At 60.1% G+C, this 14,693-nt stretch carries 11 protein-coding genes, 1 tRNA gene and 1 riboswitch; of the genes, 4 read left to right on the forward strand and 8 right to left on the reverse strand.

Translation table 11 applies throughout. The features are described from left to right. Positions 1-2: 2 nt before the first annotated feature. On the reverse strand, positions 3-590 hold the full coding sequence (locus A9G06_RS02430; RefSeq protein WP_005336432.1) for a superinfection exclusion B family protein: 588 nt from the start codon (positions 588-590) through the stop codon (positions 3-5). Positions 591-762: 172 nt separating this feature from the next. After that, a riboswitch (yybP-ykoY riboswitch) is annotated at positions 763-869 on the forward strand. Positions 870-957: 88 nt separating this feature from the next. Between A9G06_RS02430 and A9G06_RS02435 the strand changes: the two genes are divergently transcribed. Continuing rightward, complete coding sequence (locus A9G06_RS02435; protein ID WP_069554261.1) at positions 958-1,944, forward strand: sodium:calcium antiporter; 987 nt, start codon at positions 958-960, stop codon at positions 1,942-1,944. Between the two features lie 66 nt (positions 1,945-2,010). Here A9G06_RS02435 and A9G06_RS02440 read toward each other — a convergent pair whose 3' ends face one another. The 3 genes from A9G06_RS02440 to pepA all read right to left on the reverse strand — a co-directional run bounded on the left by A9G06_RS02440 (position 2,011) and on the right by pepA (position 7,066). Continuing rightward, positions 2,011-4,863, reverse strand: a complete 2,853-nt coding sequence (locus A9G06_RS02440; protein ID WP_069554165.1) for a valine--tRNA ligase — start codon at positions 4,861-4,863, stop codon at positions 2,011-2,013. A gap of 64 nt (positions 4,864-4,927) precedes the next feature. Beyond that, entirely contained in the window at positions 4,928-5,383 is a 456-nt protein-coding gene (locus A9G06_RS02445) for a DNA polymerase III subunit chi (protein WP_069554166.1), read from the reverse strand. A gap of 174 nt (positions 5,384-5,557) precedes the next feature. Next, positions 5,558-7,066, reverse strand: coding sequence for a leucyl aminopeptidase (gene pepA / locus A9G06_RS02450; RefSeq protein WP_005336423.1), 1,509 nt, complete (start codon positions 7,064-7,066; stop codon positions 5,558-5,560). Between the two features lie 172 nt (positions 7,067-7,238). On the opposite strand from pepA, the gene lptF reads away from it, so the two are divergent. Beyond that, on the forward strand, positions 7,239-8,351 hold the full coding sequence (gene lptF, locus A9G06_RS02455; RefSeq protein ID WP_005356742.1) for an LPS export ABC transporter permease LptF: 1,113 nt from the start codon (positions 7,239-7,241) through the stop codon (positions 8,349-8,351). Between the two features lie 25 nt (positions 8,352-8,376). Beyond that, positions 8,377-9,447, forward strand: coding sequence for an LPS export ABC transporter permease LptG (gene lptG / locus A9G06_RS02460; protein ID WP_021231808.1), 1,071 nt, complete (start codon positions 8,377-8,379; stop codon positions 9,445-9,447). A 74-nt stretch (positions 9,448-9,521) separates the two neighbouring features. Here the strand turns inward: lptG and A9G06_RS02465 are convergent, their stop codons facing one another. Beyond that, on the reverse strand, positions 9,522-10,055 hold the full coding sequence (locus A9G06_RS02465; protein ID WP_069554167.1) for an RDD family protein: 534 nt from the start codon (positions 10,053-10,055) through the stop codon (positions 9,522-9,524). A 143-nt stretch (positions 10,056-10,198) separates the two neighbouring features. Here A9G06_RS02465 and A9G06_RS02470 point away from each other — a divergent pair. Next, positions 10,199-10,284, forward strand: a tRNA-Leu gene (locus A9G06_RS02470). Positions 10,285-10,521: 237 nt separating this feature from the next. On the opposite strand, the gene A9G06_RS02475 is transcribed toward A9G06_RS02470, so the two are convergent. From A9G06_RS02475 to A9G06_RS02485, 3 genes are all read right to left on the reverse strand, one after another. Further along, the gene (locus tag A9G06_RS02475) at positions 10,522-11,187 is read right to left on the reverse strand and encodes a PepSY-associated TM helix domain-containing protein (RefSeq protein WP_367141868.1); all 666 of its coding nucleotides are present in this window, start codon (positions 11,185-11,187) and stop codon (positions 10,522-10,524) included. 21 nt (positions 11,188-11,208) lie between these two features. Further along, positions 11,209-13,251: a TonB-dependent siderophore receptor gene (locus tag A9G06_RS02480; RefSeq protein WP_069554169.1), complete on the reverse strand. Its 2,043-nt coding sequence runs from the start codon at positions 13,249-13,251 to the stop codon at positions 11,209-11,211. A gap of 293 nt (positions 13,252-13,544) precedes the next feature. Continuing rightward, the gene (locus tag A9G06_RS02485) at positions 13,545-14,582 is read right to left on the reverse strand and encodes an acyltransferase family protein (protein WP_069554170.1); all 1,038 of its coding nucleotides are present in this window, start codon (positions 14,580-14,582) and stop codon (positions 13,545-13,547) included. Positions 14,583-14,693: the final 111 nt, after the last annotated feature.

Here is a 14,693-nt window from a genome sequence, read left to right on the forward strand (position 1 = left end):
GGTTAGCGCTGGAACCCCTTCTGGGCGAACTTGGGTCTGGCATTCATGATCTGCTCCACCTGCTCGTCGCTCATCTTGCCGCGCGACAGCCCCAGCACCTTGTAGGTGAGCAGCGGTCGGGCGGGCAGGGCGATCATCAGGGCGCGGATCTGGTTCTCGTCATCCTTCTCCCGGGTCGGCTTGCCGTAGGCGTAGGTGAGGACACCGGCATCCATCAGGTTTTTGACGGCGGGCTCGGTGATCGGCAAGTTTATGACGCTTTTACGCTGTAGCACGAACTCGCGCAGCACCGCCTTCTCGTTGAAGTCGAGGAAGCCAATCATCTGGGCCAGCTGATCCTGCTGACGGCGTGCCTGCCACTCTTCGCATGCCCACTCCCAGGCGATCAGGAAGCCCTGACTGCAGAAGTAGGAGATGGCGATCAGCATGCCGACCCCCAGCCAGGCCGCATGATCCGCAGCCCACTGGCTGACGGCCCCTTTCATCAGCCCGGCCGGAAACAGCAGAATGATGCTGCAGCAGAGCAACAACCAGACCATCAGCCAATTGAGGCGGTTCAGTTGATAGAAATGTTGGATCCACCGTTTCATTGTTCATCCTTCCCAAACTGTTGTGGATAGTGAACTACCTACAGCAATCGGTGTGCCAACAGCGCAATAGCGGTGGGGAGGAGGGGCTGGCGAGGTTACATTCCCTTACAACTTATTGAATGAGTTGTCATTAATTTGCCTTGTGAGGCGGCGGTCTAGTTGCTAAAACGTCCCCTCAGTCATTGGGGAGTAGCAACCCGCCCGCATTCCGGGCCGGGCCCATGTCAACACTCTTGGATCCTCGTATCCATGGCATGGGCGGCGATAGGCACTATCGCTCTGCAAGACCTTTGGCCTCGATATGCACGCCAGCCGGGCGAGCCATATCGGGTCCATCGGTTATTCTGCTCGCCTGGCGGTATCTATTATGTTGATTACCCTGCTGTTATTTCTCGTCTCTGCGGTCACCATCTACCTTGCCTGCGAATACTTCGTCAACGGCATCGAGTGGACCGGCCACCACTTCAAACTCTCCCAAAGCGCCACCGGCTCCCTGCTGGCGGCACTGGGTACGGCGCTGCCCGAGTGTATCGTGACCCTGACCGCTCTGCTGATGGGCAACACAACCGCCCAGCAGGAGATCGGCATTGGTGCCGCCCTCGGCGGGCCGCTGGTGTTGGCCACCATCGGCTATGCAGCGGTCGGCCTCACCCTGTTGCTTTGCATGGGGCGTACCGAACGGGCCATCGATGGCGAGGTGCAGCGCGAGATTGGCCGGGATCAGCGCTGGTTTATGGGCATCTTTCTGGTGGCTACCGCGCTGGGGCTGGTCGCTTTCACCGGCAAGAGCTGGCTGGCCCCGCTCTTCCTGCTGGTCTACCTCGTCTATGTAAGGCGCGAGCTGAAACAAAGCGACAGCCATGAGGTCGAGCTGCCAGAGCCCCTCAAGCTGGCCCCAGATGCCGGGATCCCGCCCCTTGGCAAGGTGTTGCTGCAGACGCTGGCTGCGCTGGTGGTGGTGGCGCTGGCGGCCCAGCTGTTTGTTCATCAGCTGGAGAGCATGGGCGAGCTGTTTGGCCTCTCGCCGGTACTGGCGGCCCTGCTGCTGAGCCCGGTGGCGACCGAGATGCCGGAGCTGATGAACGTGCTGATCTGGGTGAGACAGGGCAAAAACCGGCTGGCGCTGGCCAATATCTCCGGGGCCATGATGATCCAGGGCACCATCCCCAAGGCGTTCTGCTTGCTCTTCACCCCCTGGCTGCTGGATGGCGCCATGATGGCCTCCTCGCTGGTGACACTGCTGGCGGTCGGCTTGCTGTGGTGGGGGTTCAGAAAGGGAACCATGACCGCCGGACGGCTGGCGCTGGTTGGTCTGCTCTATCTCGGTTTCTGCGGCTGGCTGCTGGTGAGCTGAAACGGGAAGCGCGGATATGAAAAAGCCCCCTTGGCAGGGGGCTTTGTTGTATCGGTTGGGCAGCGCTTACAGGGCGGCGATCTCGGCCTGCTGGGCTTCCAGCTTGGTCAGCTGGAGACGGTAATCTTCCAGCTTCTCGCGCTCTTTGGCGATAACCGCTTCCGGCGCCTTGGCGACGAAGGCTTCGTTGCCAAGCTTGCCTTCGATGCGGCCGCACTCGCCCACCAGACGGGCCACCTCTTTGGCCAGACGGGCCAGCTCGGCATCCTTGTCGATGAGACCAGCCATCGGGATCATCAGCTCGGTGGCACCGATCAGCTTCTTCACTGACAGCGGGGCGGTTTCACCGTCCGCCAGTACGCGGATGGACTCCAGACGGGCCAGCGACTTGAGGAAGGCCTCGTTGTCAGCGGCGCGCTGGGCATCCTTGGCATCGCACTGGAGCAGCACGTTCAGGGGCACGCTCGGCGCCACGTTCATCTCGGCGCGGATGTTGCGGATGCTGACGATGAACTCCTTCACCCACTCCTGATCCGCCATCGCGGCTTCGTCTACCTTGGCGGCGTCGAACTCCGGGAAGGCCTGAATCATGATGGTGTCGGCGTGTACGCCAGCCAGCGGAGCGACCGATTTCCAGATGGTCTCGGTGATGAACGGGATGATCGGGTGTGCCAGACGCAGCAGGGTCTCGAGGACGCTGACGAGGGTATGGCGGGCAGCGCGCTGCTCGGCCTCGGAACCCTTGGTCAGCACCGGCTTGGTCAGTTCCAGATACCAGTCACAGAACTGGTTCCAGATAAATTCGTACAGCACGCCAGCCGCGATGTCGAAGCGGTAGGTATCGAGGGCGGTACGGAAGTCACGGATGGCCACTTGCAGCTGGGACTGGATCCAGCGATCCGCCAGGCTGAACTGCATCTCGCCACCGGCAAAACCGCAATCCTGATCTTCGGTGTTCATCAGCACATAGCGGGAGGCGTTCCACAACTTGTTGCAGAAGTTGTTGTAGCCATCCAGGCGCTTCATGTCCCAGTTGATGTCACGACCGGTAGAGGCCAGCGCGGCCAGGGTGAAGCGCAGGGCGTCGGTACCGTGGGCATCGATCCCTTCCGGGAACTGCTTGGCGGTACGCTTGGCGATCTTCTCGGCCATCTGCGGCTGCATCATGTTGCCGGTGCGCTTCTCCAGCAGATCTTCCAGCGAGATGCCGTCGATCATGTCGAGGGGATCCAGCACGTTGCCCTTGGACTTGGACATCTTCTGGCCCTCTTCGTCACGGATAAGACCGGTGATGTAGACGGTCTTGAACGGGACTTGCGGCTGGCCGTTTTCGTCCTTGATGAAGTGCATGGTCATCATGATCATCCGGGCAATCCAGAAGAAGATGATGTCGAAGCCGCTCATCAGCACGTCGGTCGGGTGGAAGGTCTTGAGTGCCTCGGTGTTGTTCGGCCAGCCCAAGGTGGAGAAGGTCCACAGGGCGGAGCTGAACCAGGTGTCGAGCACATCTTCGTCCTGACGCAGGGTGGTTACGGACGGGATGCTGTGCTTGGCGCGCACTTCATCTTCGCTGCGGCCAACGTAGACGTTGCCGGCGTCGTCATACCATGCCGGGATGCGGTGACCCCACCACAGCTGACGGGAGACGCACCAGTCCTGAATGTCGCGCATCCAGGAGAAGTACATGTTTTCGTACTGCTTCGGCACGAACTGGATGCGGCCATCTTCCACCGCTTCGATGGCAGTCTTGGCCATCGGTGCCACGCGCACGTACCACTGGTCGGTCAGCATCGGCTCGATGGGCACGCCACCGCGATCGCCGTACGGCTGTTGCAGCACGTGATCCTTGATCTCGTCCAGCAGACCCAGCTCTTCGAGCTTGGCCAGAATCGCCTTGCGGGCAGCGAAGCGCTCCAGACCGGCGAACTCGGCCGGCAGGGCTGCATCGTAGGCGGTGCTCGGGTTGCCGTTGGTATCGACCACTTCGGCCTCGGCACGCACGTGGGCGTCCAGGGTGAAGATGTTGATCATCGGCAGGCTGTGGCGCTTGCCCACTTCGTTATCGTTGAAGTCGTGGGCAGGGGTGATCTTCACGCAACCGGTGCCCTTCTCCATGTCGGCGTGTTCGTCGGCAACGATGGGGATCAGACGGTTCACCAGCGGCAGCAGGATGTGCTGGCCGATCAGCGCCTTGTAGCGCGGATCTTCCGGGTTCACTGCCACTGCGGTATCGCCCAGCATGGTCTCCGGACGGGTGGTGGCGACGATCAGGTAATCCTTGCCTTCGGCAGTCTTGGCGCCGTTGGCCAGCGGATAGCGCAGGTGCCACATGTGGCCCTTGATTTCGCGGTTCTCCACTTCCAGATCGGAGATGGCGGTGTTAAGTTTCGGATCCCAGTTCACCAGACGCTTGCCGCGGTACATCAAGCCATCTTCGTAGAGACGGACAAATACTTCCTGCACGGCGGCGGAGAGACCCTCATCCATGGTGAAGCGCTCGCGCTCCCAATCCACGGAGTCGCCCAGACGGCGCATCTGGCGGGTGATGGTGCCACCGGACTCTTCCTTCCACTGCCAAATCTTGTCGATGAAGGCATCACGGCCGTAATCGTGGCGAGTTTTGCCCTCTTCTGCAGCGATCTTGCGCTCAACCACCATCTGGGTGGCGATACCGGCGTGGTCGGTACCTGCCTGCCACAGGGTGTTCTTGCCCTGCATGCGGTTGTAGCGGATCAGGGTATCCATCAGGGTTTGCTGGAAGGCGTGACCCATGTGCAGGCTGCCGGTGACGTTCGGCGGCGGGATCATGATGCAGAAGGAGTCTTTGCTGGTGTCGCCGTGGGGCTTGAAGTAACCCTGGGCTTCCCAGTGCTGATAGAGCGCCTGTTCGATGGCGTTGTGATTAAAAGTCTTTTCCATGGTCTCGCCGTAATCTGGATGGATGGAGTCTGGTGTTGATTCTTTATGGATCAATTGGTTGCAGTCATGGCTGCGCCGGATCCGGTGCGGCAAGGACGGGCTGATCCCTCATTTCGAGGGTATGGCCTGCCTGGCGATAGTGCTTGTAGCGCTCGCGGGCTTGCTGCTTTTGTGTTTCATCAGTGGGGACAAAATCTACCACTTGAGCGAAGTGTCCTGCAAACAAAGGTGTCGCAGTGGCCAGATTGATGAGGCGGGCGTAGCGCCGTTTCGGTGGTTGATAGCCGATCTCCACCGGGGACATGCCGCTTTCGCCCTGTAGCTGGTGCGGCACAAAGCGCTCCGGCGGCAGCTGCCACAACAGCTCGTCCAGACGCAGGGCCTGGGCCTCATCGTTGCAGAACAGGTAGATATGGCCCGCGCCCCACGACTCGGCAGCAAGAGTGCAGGCCAGTCGCTCGACCGCAGAGGCCTGCGCGTCATCCTGTTCGCTCATCAGGTAAAAGGTCACTTGGCTCATCAGGTTGATCCCGTTTTGCGGTGACGGACTGTTGACCGCCTCATGAGGCTGACGGGGCGTTTCCCGTCCGCAACTCACTGATTCAAGAATGAAACAAGGAAGAGGCGGGCCTCTTCCTTGTGGTTCAGGGTAACGCCAACCCTTCCGATGCAGCCATCGGCGGGGGCCGGAGAGTTACTCTTTCTCTTCGATATCCACGCCAGCCCGGTTCAGCAGGAACTGGGTCAGCAGGGGCACCGGACGACCGGTAGAGCCTTTGTCCTTGCCACTTTTCCAGGCGGTCCCGGCGATATCCAGGTGGGCCCAGTTGTACTTCTTGGTGAAGCGTGACAGGAAGGCGGCCGCGGTGATTGTGCCGGCCGGACGACCACCGATGTTGGCCATGTCGGCGAACGGGCTGTCGATCTGCTCCTGATACTCGTCGAACAACGGCAGACGCCAGGCGCGATCTCCCGCCTGCTCGGAGGCGTTGAGCAGCTCGTGGGCCAGCGGGTTGTGGTTGGCCAGCAGACCCGAGGTGTGGTGGCCCAGTGCGATGACGCAGGCACCGGTCAGAGTCGCCACGTCGATCACGGTTTCCGGATCGAAGCGGTCCACATAGGTCAGCGCATCACACAGCACCAGACGACCTTCCGCATCGGTGTTGAGCACTTCGATGGTCTGGCCGGACATGGAGGTGAGGATGTCACCCGGACGATAGGCGTTGCCACCCGGCATGTTCTCGCAGCCCGCCAGCACGCCGATGACGTTGATCGGCAGTTGCAGCTGGGCCAGCGCATGCATGGTACCGAGCACGGAGGCGGCGCCACCCATGTCGTACTTCATCTCGTCCATGCCGTCGGCCGGCTTGATGGAGATGCCGCCGGAGTCAAAGGTCAGACCCTTGCCGACCAGTACGATGGGCTTGGCATCAGGATGACCCTTGTATTCGATGATGGCCATCATGGCTTCGTTGTCGGAGCCGCGGGCCACCGCCAGGTAGGAGTTCATGCCGAGCTCGGCCATCTCCTGCTCGCCCACCACCTTGGTGGTGATGTTGTCGTAGGCATCGGCCAGACGACGGGCCTGGGAGGCCAGATAGGCCGGGTTGCAGACGTTGGGCGGCATGTTCGCCACATCGCGGCAGACCCGCACACCCTTGGCCACGGCCAGACCGTGAGCGATGGCTTTTTCACCAATGGTCAGTTCCCGACGCGTCGGCACGTTGAAGACCAGCTTGCGCAGCGGGCGACGTGGCTCGGCCTTGTTGGTCTTGAACTGATCAAAGCTGTAGAGGCCCGCCTTGGTGGTTTCTACCGCCTGGCGCACCTTCCAATAGGTATCCCGACCCTTGACGTGCAGCTCGGTCAGGAAGCAGACCGCTTCCATGGAGCCGGTTTCGTTCAGGGTGGTTATGGTCTTGTTGATGATCTGCTTGTACTGGCGTTCGTCGAGTTCCCGCTCCTTGCCGCATCCGACCAGCAGTACGCGCTCGCTGAGCACGCCCGGTACTTGATGCAGCAGCAGCATCTGGCCTGGTTTCCCTTCCAGGTCGCCACGGCGCAGCAGCGAACTGATATAGCCATCGCTGATCTTGTCCAGTTGTTCGGCAACCGGAGAGAGGCGACGAGGCTCAAATACGCCGACTACGACGCAGGCGCTCCGTTGCTTCTCTGGACTGCCACTCTTTACACTGAACTCCATGGAATCTCCTACATCCTAAAGACAAAAGGCACCTTTTATTGAATAATGCGGTGCTTGTTGGGGTATCAGAGGCGGAGCGAACAGCCACAGGCTCCGCAGTTCAAACTGGTAAAAATCCAATATACGGCCCTATTTTTCAGGCATTCGACTAAAAACACAAGTTTACTTGGGAATGACTGTGATCGTTTTCCGATATTTGTTCAGGGAAACCCTGAAAACCCAGCTGGCAGTGTTATTCGTATTGCTGCTTATCTTTGTCAGCCAACAATTTATCAAGATCATTGGTGACGCCGCCGATGGCGAGGTGCCGACACGTCTGGTCTCCACCCTGCTGCTACTCAACTTGCCCAATATGGCGTTGTTGATGCTGCCTATCAGTCTCTTTTTAGCCATTTTGTTTGCCCATGGTCGCCTCTACGCCGAAAGCGAGATGACGGTGATGCATGCGGTCGGCTTCAGCCACCGTTTCGTGATGCGCAGCGCCATGTTGCTGGCCTTGCTGACGGCGGTGGTCGCGGCGTTCAACACCGGCTGGATCGCCCCGCAGGCCAAGGAGCGCGAGTATCAGGTGATCGACGAGTTCAAGTCGGATCCGGGTATCTCCTTCCTGCAGGCGGGCCGCTTTATGGAGCTCGACAAGGGGCGCCTGGTTGCCTATATCCAGGATTTGAACGACAACGGCTCAAAACTGCAAAAGATCTTCGTGCTGCAGCGGGCGGAGGGGAACAATCCTCCCTCGGTGGTGGTGGCGACCGAAGGGGTGGTGACGGTCGATGAGAACGGTCTGCAGTGGCTGACCCTGATGGATGGCTCTCGCTACGAGGGGAACTTCTCCGGCAAGCAGTTCCAGATCTCCGATTTTCGCGAATATGGTCTGGTGATCCGCCAGCAGGAGATGGAGCGTTCCAACCGCAAGGCGGCGGCCAAGCCGACCATGGAACTGTTCGGTACCCAGGACAACGCCATGATGGCGGAATTGCAGTGGCGTATCTCGCTGCCCCTCTCCATTCCGGTGCTCACCCTGCTGGTAGTACCGCTGGCGCGGGTCAATCCCCGTCAGGGGCGCTACGCCAAACTGTTGCCGGCCATCATGCTCTATCTCTCCTACTTCCTGCTGCTCAGCGCCGCCCGTTCGGCCATCGACAGCGGTCGGCTGCCCTACTGGCCGGGGATGTTCCTGGTGCCGCTCGGTTACCTGCTGTTTATCGGCCTGCCCCTCAATCTGCAGGGCACCAGCTGGTGGAACGGGGTGAAGGGCCGCTATTTCAACAGAAAATCAGCATGATGCTGCAACATAGGAACTTCTGCTGATGTTTGGCATTCTCGATAGATATATCGGTCGGGTCATTTTCATGTCGATCCTGCTGTGTGAAATCACGCTGGTTGGCCTTGCTGCACTCATCAAGTATGTAGAGCAGCTCAAGTCGGTCGGTGACGGCAATTACGACATGATCAACGCCCTCTACTATGTGCTGCTCTCCATGCCCAAGGAGGCGGTGCTTTTCTTCCCGCTGGCCGCGCTGCTGGGTGGCCTGATTGGTCTGGGTCAGTTGGCGACCAGCTCCGAGCTGGTGGTGATGCAGGCGGCGGGTCGCTCCAAGATCAGTATCGTGATGGCGGCGCTCAAGACGGCGATCCCGTTGATGATCATGGTGGGGTTGATGGGGGAATATGTGGCCCCCATTGCCAAGCGGATGGCAGATGACATCAAGGCGGGCGCGCTCTCCGAAGGTCGTCTGACGGTCTCCGCCTACGGGGTGTGGGCTCGCGATGGCAACAACTTCGTCAATATCAACGGGGTGCGCAACGATGGCGCGCTGACTGGTATCACCCTCTATCGCTTCACCCCCGAGCGCAAGCTGATCGACGTGGTGCAGGCGCAGGAGGGTGTGTTCGAGCGCCACCACTGGCTGCTCAAGCAGACTCAGGTTACCCGCTTCGACGACCCGGCGCAGATCCGCAGCGAACAGCATGACAAGATGGAGTGGAGCTCGGAGTTGACGCCCAAGCAGCTGGGGGTGGTAAGTATAGACCCCGAGAACCTCTCGGTCTCCGGTCTGCTCGACTACATCGGCTATCTCGATGCCAACAAGCAGGATGCCGGTCGCTACAAGCTGGAGATGTGGCGCAAGCTGCTGTCACCGCTCTCGGTGGTGGCGATGATCCTGCTGGCCTCCTCCTTCATCTTCGGCCCGCTGCGCTCGGTGAGCATGGGCGCGCGGATGCTGATGGGGATCATGACCGGCTTCGCCGTCTATGTGAGTGATCGGGTGTTTGGTCCCATCAGTCTGGTCTATGCGGTACCGCCCATTCTGGCGGCTATTGCGCCCAGTCTGCTGTTTGGCGGCATCTCCTTCTACATCCTCAGCCGCAAGCAATAATCCGCACGAGGTTATGAGGAAATGCAAAGAGGGCACCTGTTGGTGCCCTCTTTCGTTGCTGCATTGACCCGGTATTACTTGTTAAGCAATTCCAGATTTTCCTGCTTGCTCAGCACAATCACTTCGCACTCGGCCCAGATATCCTGAAACGCCCGCGGACGTTGGCGGTTGAACAGGCACATCAGGTTGCCCAGACCAAAGGCGGCGGTGGCGAGACGGATCAGCGCCTGGGTAACGCGGATGTGGCTGCCATCCTCGTTCTGAATTCGCAGCCGCCAGGCGCGCATGCCGACGGTCTGGCCAGCGCGGGTCCAGAACCAGGTGTAGAAACCACAGATGACGAAGGCGAGCCACAGGGTGTAGATCAGGCTCAGGTGGTGGCGGGTCAGCAACCAGACGGTATCTTCACCCGCCGGTACGCTTGCCATGCCGGTGATCAGCAACAGCTTGGCGACACCCATGCCGATAAAGCCAGCGATGATCAGCAGCGAAGTCACCACCAGCGCATCATAGATGAGGGCGCCGAGGCGACGCATCAGACCCGCTGACGGGTATGGCTGAGTGGCGGGAGAGGGGGATTTTTGTTGGACTTTTTTAGGCTTGGCCATCGTTTTTATTCCATTAAGATGATGGCGGCATTCTATGTAACTGGCCCCGCATCGGCAAGGCGTTGAATAAATGAACAAACGGGAGTGTTCAATCGAAAAACACCTTGCATGGCATCGCGCCATTCGTATAATCCCTCGCAGTTGCCCGGGTGGCGAAATCGGTAGACGCAGCGGATTCAAAATCCGCCGGTGAATAACCGTGTCGGTTCGAGTCCGACCCCGGGCACCATCAAATTCATGACAAAAGGCCATCAGCAATGATGGCCTTTTGTTTTTGGCGTTCCTGCGAGTTGGAGCGTTACTGCTGAACAGGTAGTACTTCCCGTTACCTCTTGGTATCCCTTCTCTTTTCCCGCTCTCCGTTATTTCCTTTTCTTGATGTGGCCGCTGACGGCATCACTGCCAGCGGCCTGTTTCTATTGCGGTTTTTTTCCAAACCATGCTGCATCAGAACATGGTTGCCGCGCTATCCCAGCAGGGCAAACAGCAGGGTACCGAGGCTGCCTGCGAGCGTCAGCGTGATGATGGCTCTGGGTGTGCCGTGCAGTTTGGTCCACATAAACAGGCTGGTGAGGGCGAGCAGCAGCAGGGCCAGGGCGGCGATATCGCCAAACAGCTGCCAGCCGAGGCCGGTACCCATGCCGCGGTGCAGCCGGTTGAGACTGGCGGCAAAGTTGGCTTGCTGCAGATCGGTGCGAACCAGCAAGGTACCCTCAACATAGCTGGCGGCCACGCTCTGGCTGAGGGTGACGCCGCGCATCTCCCACTTGGCGGGCAGGGTGAGCGGACCGTTCGGGGTGGGCAGGGTCTGGGCCGGGGTGAGCATGGTTCGCCCGTCGGCAAAAGTTTCGGGATAGCGCTGTTGCAACAGGCTTTTCAGCTGCTCCGGGCTGGTGAGCGGCGCCTTGAGCACTATCTCTTCACTCGATTTGTCGGTGTGGGGGCCCGGAATGGGCAACACGGCACGGTGTTGCAGCCAGAGGCCGGTGATGCCGTATATCAGCATCAGGGCGAGGGTAAAAAAGCCTGCCCAGGCATGGAGGCGGCGTACCCATTTGTTGTTGTGAAGGGGAACTCTTCTGCGTTTCATCGTGGTTGCTTCATAAAAAACTGGCCAGCAAGGGCTGGCCAGTCGGGGTGGTTGTCACTGAGATCAGAAGCGGTAGGTACCGGTCAGACTCAGCTGACGGGGTGTGCCCGGCATGATCTGGTTGGCACTGGTGGCGCTGACGAAGTACTCGTGATCGGTCAGGTTTTCGGCGCTCAGCTCGGCTTCCCACTGCTGCCAGCGATAACCGGCGCGCGCATCGAAGCGGGCGTAACCGGGCAGTGTGGTGGTGTTGGCGTTGTCGGCAAAGCGATCGCCCACCGCTGTCACACCGGTTTCACCGAACCAGCCCTGCTCACCACTCTTGTAGCCGAGATAGAACTGGCCATTCTGGCGGGAGACGTTCATCGGGCGCTTGCCCTGCAGATCCGCATCCGCCTTGACCTGCTCGGCATCCTGAATGGCAAAGCCGCCACGCAGATAGATCTCGTCGGTCAGCTCGGCGCGGGCGCTCAGTTCGACCCCTTCGGTACGCTGCAGGCCGGTGAGGATCACCTTGGTGGGATCCAGCGGATCCTTGGTGCGCTTGTTGTACATCTCCAGTCGATAGAGGGAGAGAGTGGTCGCCAGCTTGCCGTTCAGCCAGTCACTCTTCACCCCACCTTCGTAGAGGCGGGTGTGCTGGGGTTCCAGCCCGTTGTTCTTGTCGCCCGGGGTGATGCCGATCAGCTCGCCGCCCACCGGAGTGAAGGTCTTGCTGTAGGAGGTGTAGAAGGCGTGATCCTCGAGGGGATTCCACACCAGACCAAGGCGCGGGCTCAGGCTGTTGACCGAGACGCTCTCCTCCTTGTTGAGGTCGTAGCGGCGACTGGTGACGGTGAAGTCGTCACGGCGCAGCCCGCCCACCAGATGCCAGTCACCCAGGCTGAGCTGATCCTGCAGATAGAGGCCATTGCCGCGCACCTTGTGTTTGGCGTCGCTGGAGAGCTTCATGGCGCCATTGTAGGTAGGCAGTGAGCCCGGGTCGTAGAGGTTGCCAGACGGGATGGCGGTGGCGTTCTGGTAGAGCTTGGGTGTGCGCTCCTGCCAGTTCTGCTCGAAGCCAACCAGCAGGCGATGTTCCACCGGGCCGGTCTGGAACAGACCTTCGGCCTCGGTGTTGCTGATCAGGTTCTTCGCTTTCAGATCCTGCTGCCAGCGGGAGCGGGTCACCTGATCCCCTTTGACGCTGGTGACATAGGTGTTGTCAAACTGGCTGTCGAGGGTGTAGTAACCGAGCTGCTGGCGCAACTGCCACTGATCGTTGATATCCCATGAGAGGCGGGAGCGGGTGGATTGCGCCACGTCATCGATGAAATCGCGGCTGGTATCGCTGTAGACATACTCCCGCGGCACATCGGCCGGACGCCCATTGACCCCGGGAATGCCGCGATCCGGGGTGCGGTCATGTTCGTTGCGCTCGTACTGCACCAGCCAGTTGAGGTTGTCGCTGATCTCCCAGTTGGCGGAAGGTGCCAGCAGGGTGCGCTTGCTCTTCACGTCGTTGCGGAAGCTATCTTTGTCCTCTTGCGCCATGTTGAGGCGCAACTGCACCTGCTCACTCGCCTCGCCATTGAGGTCGGCTGCTAGCCGCTGGCTGTCAAAGCTGCCGACTCGGGCGGTGACGCTGGACTCCTGCCCTTTTTGCGGCTTTTTGCTGACCCGGTTGACGATGCCCCCCGTGCTGCCGCGGCCGTAGAGCACGGCGGCCGGGCCCTTGAGCACTTCCACCCGCTCTATGTTGCCGAGATCCCGGGTGTACTGCATGTCGTCGCGGAATCCGTCGAGATAGAAGTCGTTGCTGGCGCTGAAGCCGCGGATATTGACCCCGTCGAAGCGGGTGTCACCGCTGGCGTTGACCCCGGGGATGCCGCTCAGGGCTTCACTCAGCGTCGGTTGGCCGAAGGCGGTCAGCTCGCTGACCTTGACGCTGTCGATGGTCTGGGGAACCAGCTTGGCTGGCGTATTGGTACGGGTTGCGGTGGCAACTTCCTGATGCTGGGAGCGTTTGCCAACCACAGTCATGGTTTCATCGGCGGCCTGGGTAGTGAAGCCGGTGCCCAGCAGTGCCAGCGAGACCAGCGTTCTGCGAAAGTGAGGGTGCTGCATATTCAATATTGACTCTTTGGATATCGACCTGACGGCTCGAACATATTGATTTAATTATAATTAGCCTGACCCACCAAAGCGGGATGCCAATGATATTGATTTTCATTTGTCTAGCAAGGTGAAAATGGAGGGGAGCATTGGGGACGGTTTGTGCGGTCGGGGGAGCACGGCTGAAAAGCAGAGTCATTGCAGCAAACCGCGAGAACGAAGCGAGGGAAAAAGGGCGTAGAGGAAGAAAAAGGGGCTAAACGTGAAGATCTATCGGGCCCGATAGGACGGGCCGGATACCGGACTCAGTGAGTGCGCAGCAGTCGGCGGGTGAGGGGCAGGGCCGCCATCAGGCGATAGGCCAGCAGAGATGAACCCAGCAGCAGCGGCACCTTGGCGATCTCCCACAGGATGGATGCGCCCTGCGGGCCGAACACGAAGATCCAGACCACCAGCATCATGTGCAGGCAGTAGATCCCGAGCACTTTGGGGGCCTGGCGCTCAAGCCAGCTGCCCTTGCCCCACTCGGGATTGGCCAGCAGCAGGCCAAACAGACCGATAGCCCAGGGAAGGGAGCCGAGCAGGAAGTCGTGGCGGGTGAGCGGCACTGCGGCAAAGTGCTGCAGCGCCCAGGCTTCACAGCCATAGAGCGTCACCCCAGCCAGCAGCAGTTGCCAGCCGGTGCGGATATCCGGCTGCCACTGACGCTGGCGCAGCAGGGCCCCGAGCGCCACAAACAGCAGGGAGAAGAAGGGGCCGTTACGGGTGAGCAGTGGCCACTCGGCGCCCAGCAGCGGCTTGGCATAGGAGCCCCCCAGCAGCGCCAGTAGGTAAAGGCCAAGACCCAGCCAGAGGGCGAGCGATGGTCTGCCAAGCCGGTAGCAGAGTGCCAGCAGGGCCACCGCCATGACCAGGGCTGGCAGGAACCAGAGGTGGATCATGCCGCCCACCAGCCAGCCATTGAGGGGGTCGCCGAGCTGGAATTGCCACTGCCCGCGCAGGGAGGTCAGATAGCCTTGCTGCACGGCATCCAGTGGATTGAACGGCACCAGCAGGTAGACCAGACTCCACACCAGCCAGAGCAGCAGCAAGGGGCGGCAGTAGCGCCAGGCCACGGTCAGCGGCGCCTCGCGACTCAGTCTCGGCTGCAGAAAATAACCGGCACAGAGGAAAAACAGCGGCACGGCAAAGCGGCATAACTGGTTGATGGTGCCGCTCAGCCAGAGCCAAGATCCGCTTTCCCACAGGGCGGGATTGAACGGATTGGCGAAGGGGGAGACGTGAATGGTCATCACGGCCAGAATGGCCAGCACCCGCCCGCACTCGATACTGGAAATACGCATGGTGGCTCGTCGTTACAGGGGTTGTGATAGCACGCTAAAATTCTCGCTGCTAGGTTACAACCAATTGATTCTATTAGTGTGAATCACGCTGTTGAGTAGTTACATTTTGTA

This window comes from Aeromonas sp. DNP9 (assembly GCF_001728955.1).
Lineage (GTDB): Bacteria > Pseudomonadota > Gammaproteobacteria > Enterobacterales > Aeromonadaceae > Aeromonas > Aeromonas veronii.

What these genes read in the sequence shown, in the direction of transcription:
- A9G06_RS02430 (WP_005336432.1), bottom strand. Translation starts at nt 590, where the DNA reads ATGAAACGGTGGATCCAACATTTCTATCAACTGAACCGCCTCAATTGG.
- A9G06_RS02435 (WP_069554261.1), top strand. Translation starts at nt 958, where the DNA reads ATGTTGATTACCCTGCTGTTATTTCTCGTCTCTGCGGTCACCATCTAC.
- A9G06_RS02440 (WP_069554165.1), bottom strand. Translation starts at nt 4,863, where the DNA reads ATGGAAAAGACTTTTAATCACAACGCCATCGAACAGGCGCTCTATCAG.
- A9G06_RS02445 (WP_069554166.1), bottom strand. Translation starts at nt 5,383, where the DNA reads ATGAGCCAAGTGACCTTTTACCTGATGAGCGAACAGGATGACGCGCAG.
- pepA (WP_005336423.1), bottom strand. Translation starts at nt 7,066, where the DNA reads ATGGAGTTCAGTGTAAAGAGTGGCAGTCCAGAGAAGCAACGGAGCGCC.
- lptF (WP_005356742.1), top strand. Translation starts at nt 7,239, where the DNA reads ATGACTGTGATCGTTTTCCGATATTTGTTCAGGGAAACCCTGAAAACC.
- lptG (WP_021231808.1), top strand. Translation starts at nt 8,377, where the DNA reads ATGTTTGGCATTCTCGATAGATATATCGGTCGGGTCATTTTCATGTCG.
- A9G06_RS02465 (WP_069554167.1), bottom strand. Translation starts at nt 10,055, where the DNA reads ATGGCCAAGCCTAAAAAAGTCCAACAAAAATCCCCCTCTCCCGCCACT.
- A9G06_RS02480 (WP_069554169.1), bottom strand. Translation starts at nt 13,251, where the DNA reads ATGCAGCACCCTCACTTTCGCAGAACGCTGGTCTCGCTGGCACTGCTG.
- A9G06_RS02485 (WP_069554170.1), bottom strand. Translation starts at nt 14,582, where the DNA reads ATGCGTATTTCCAGTATCGAGTGCGGGCGGGTGCTGGCCATTCTGGCC.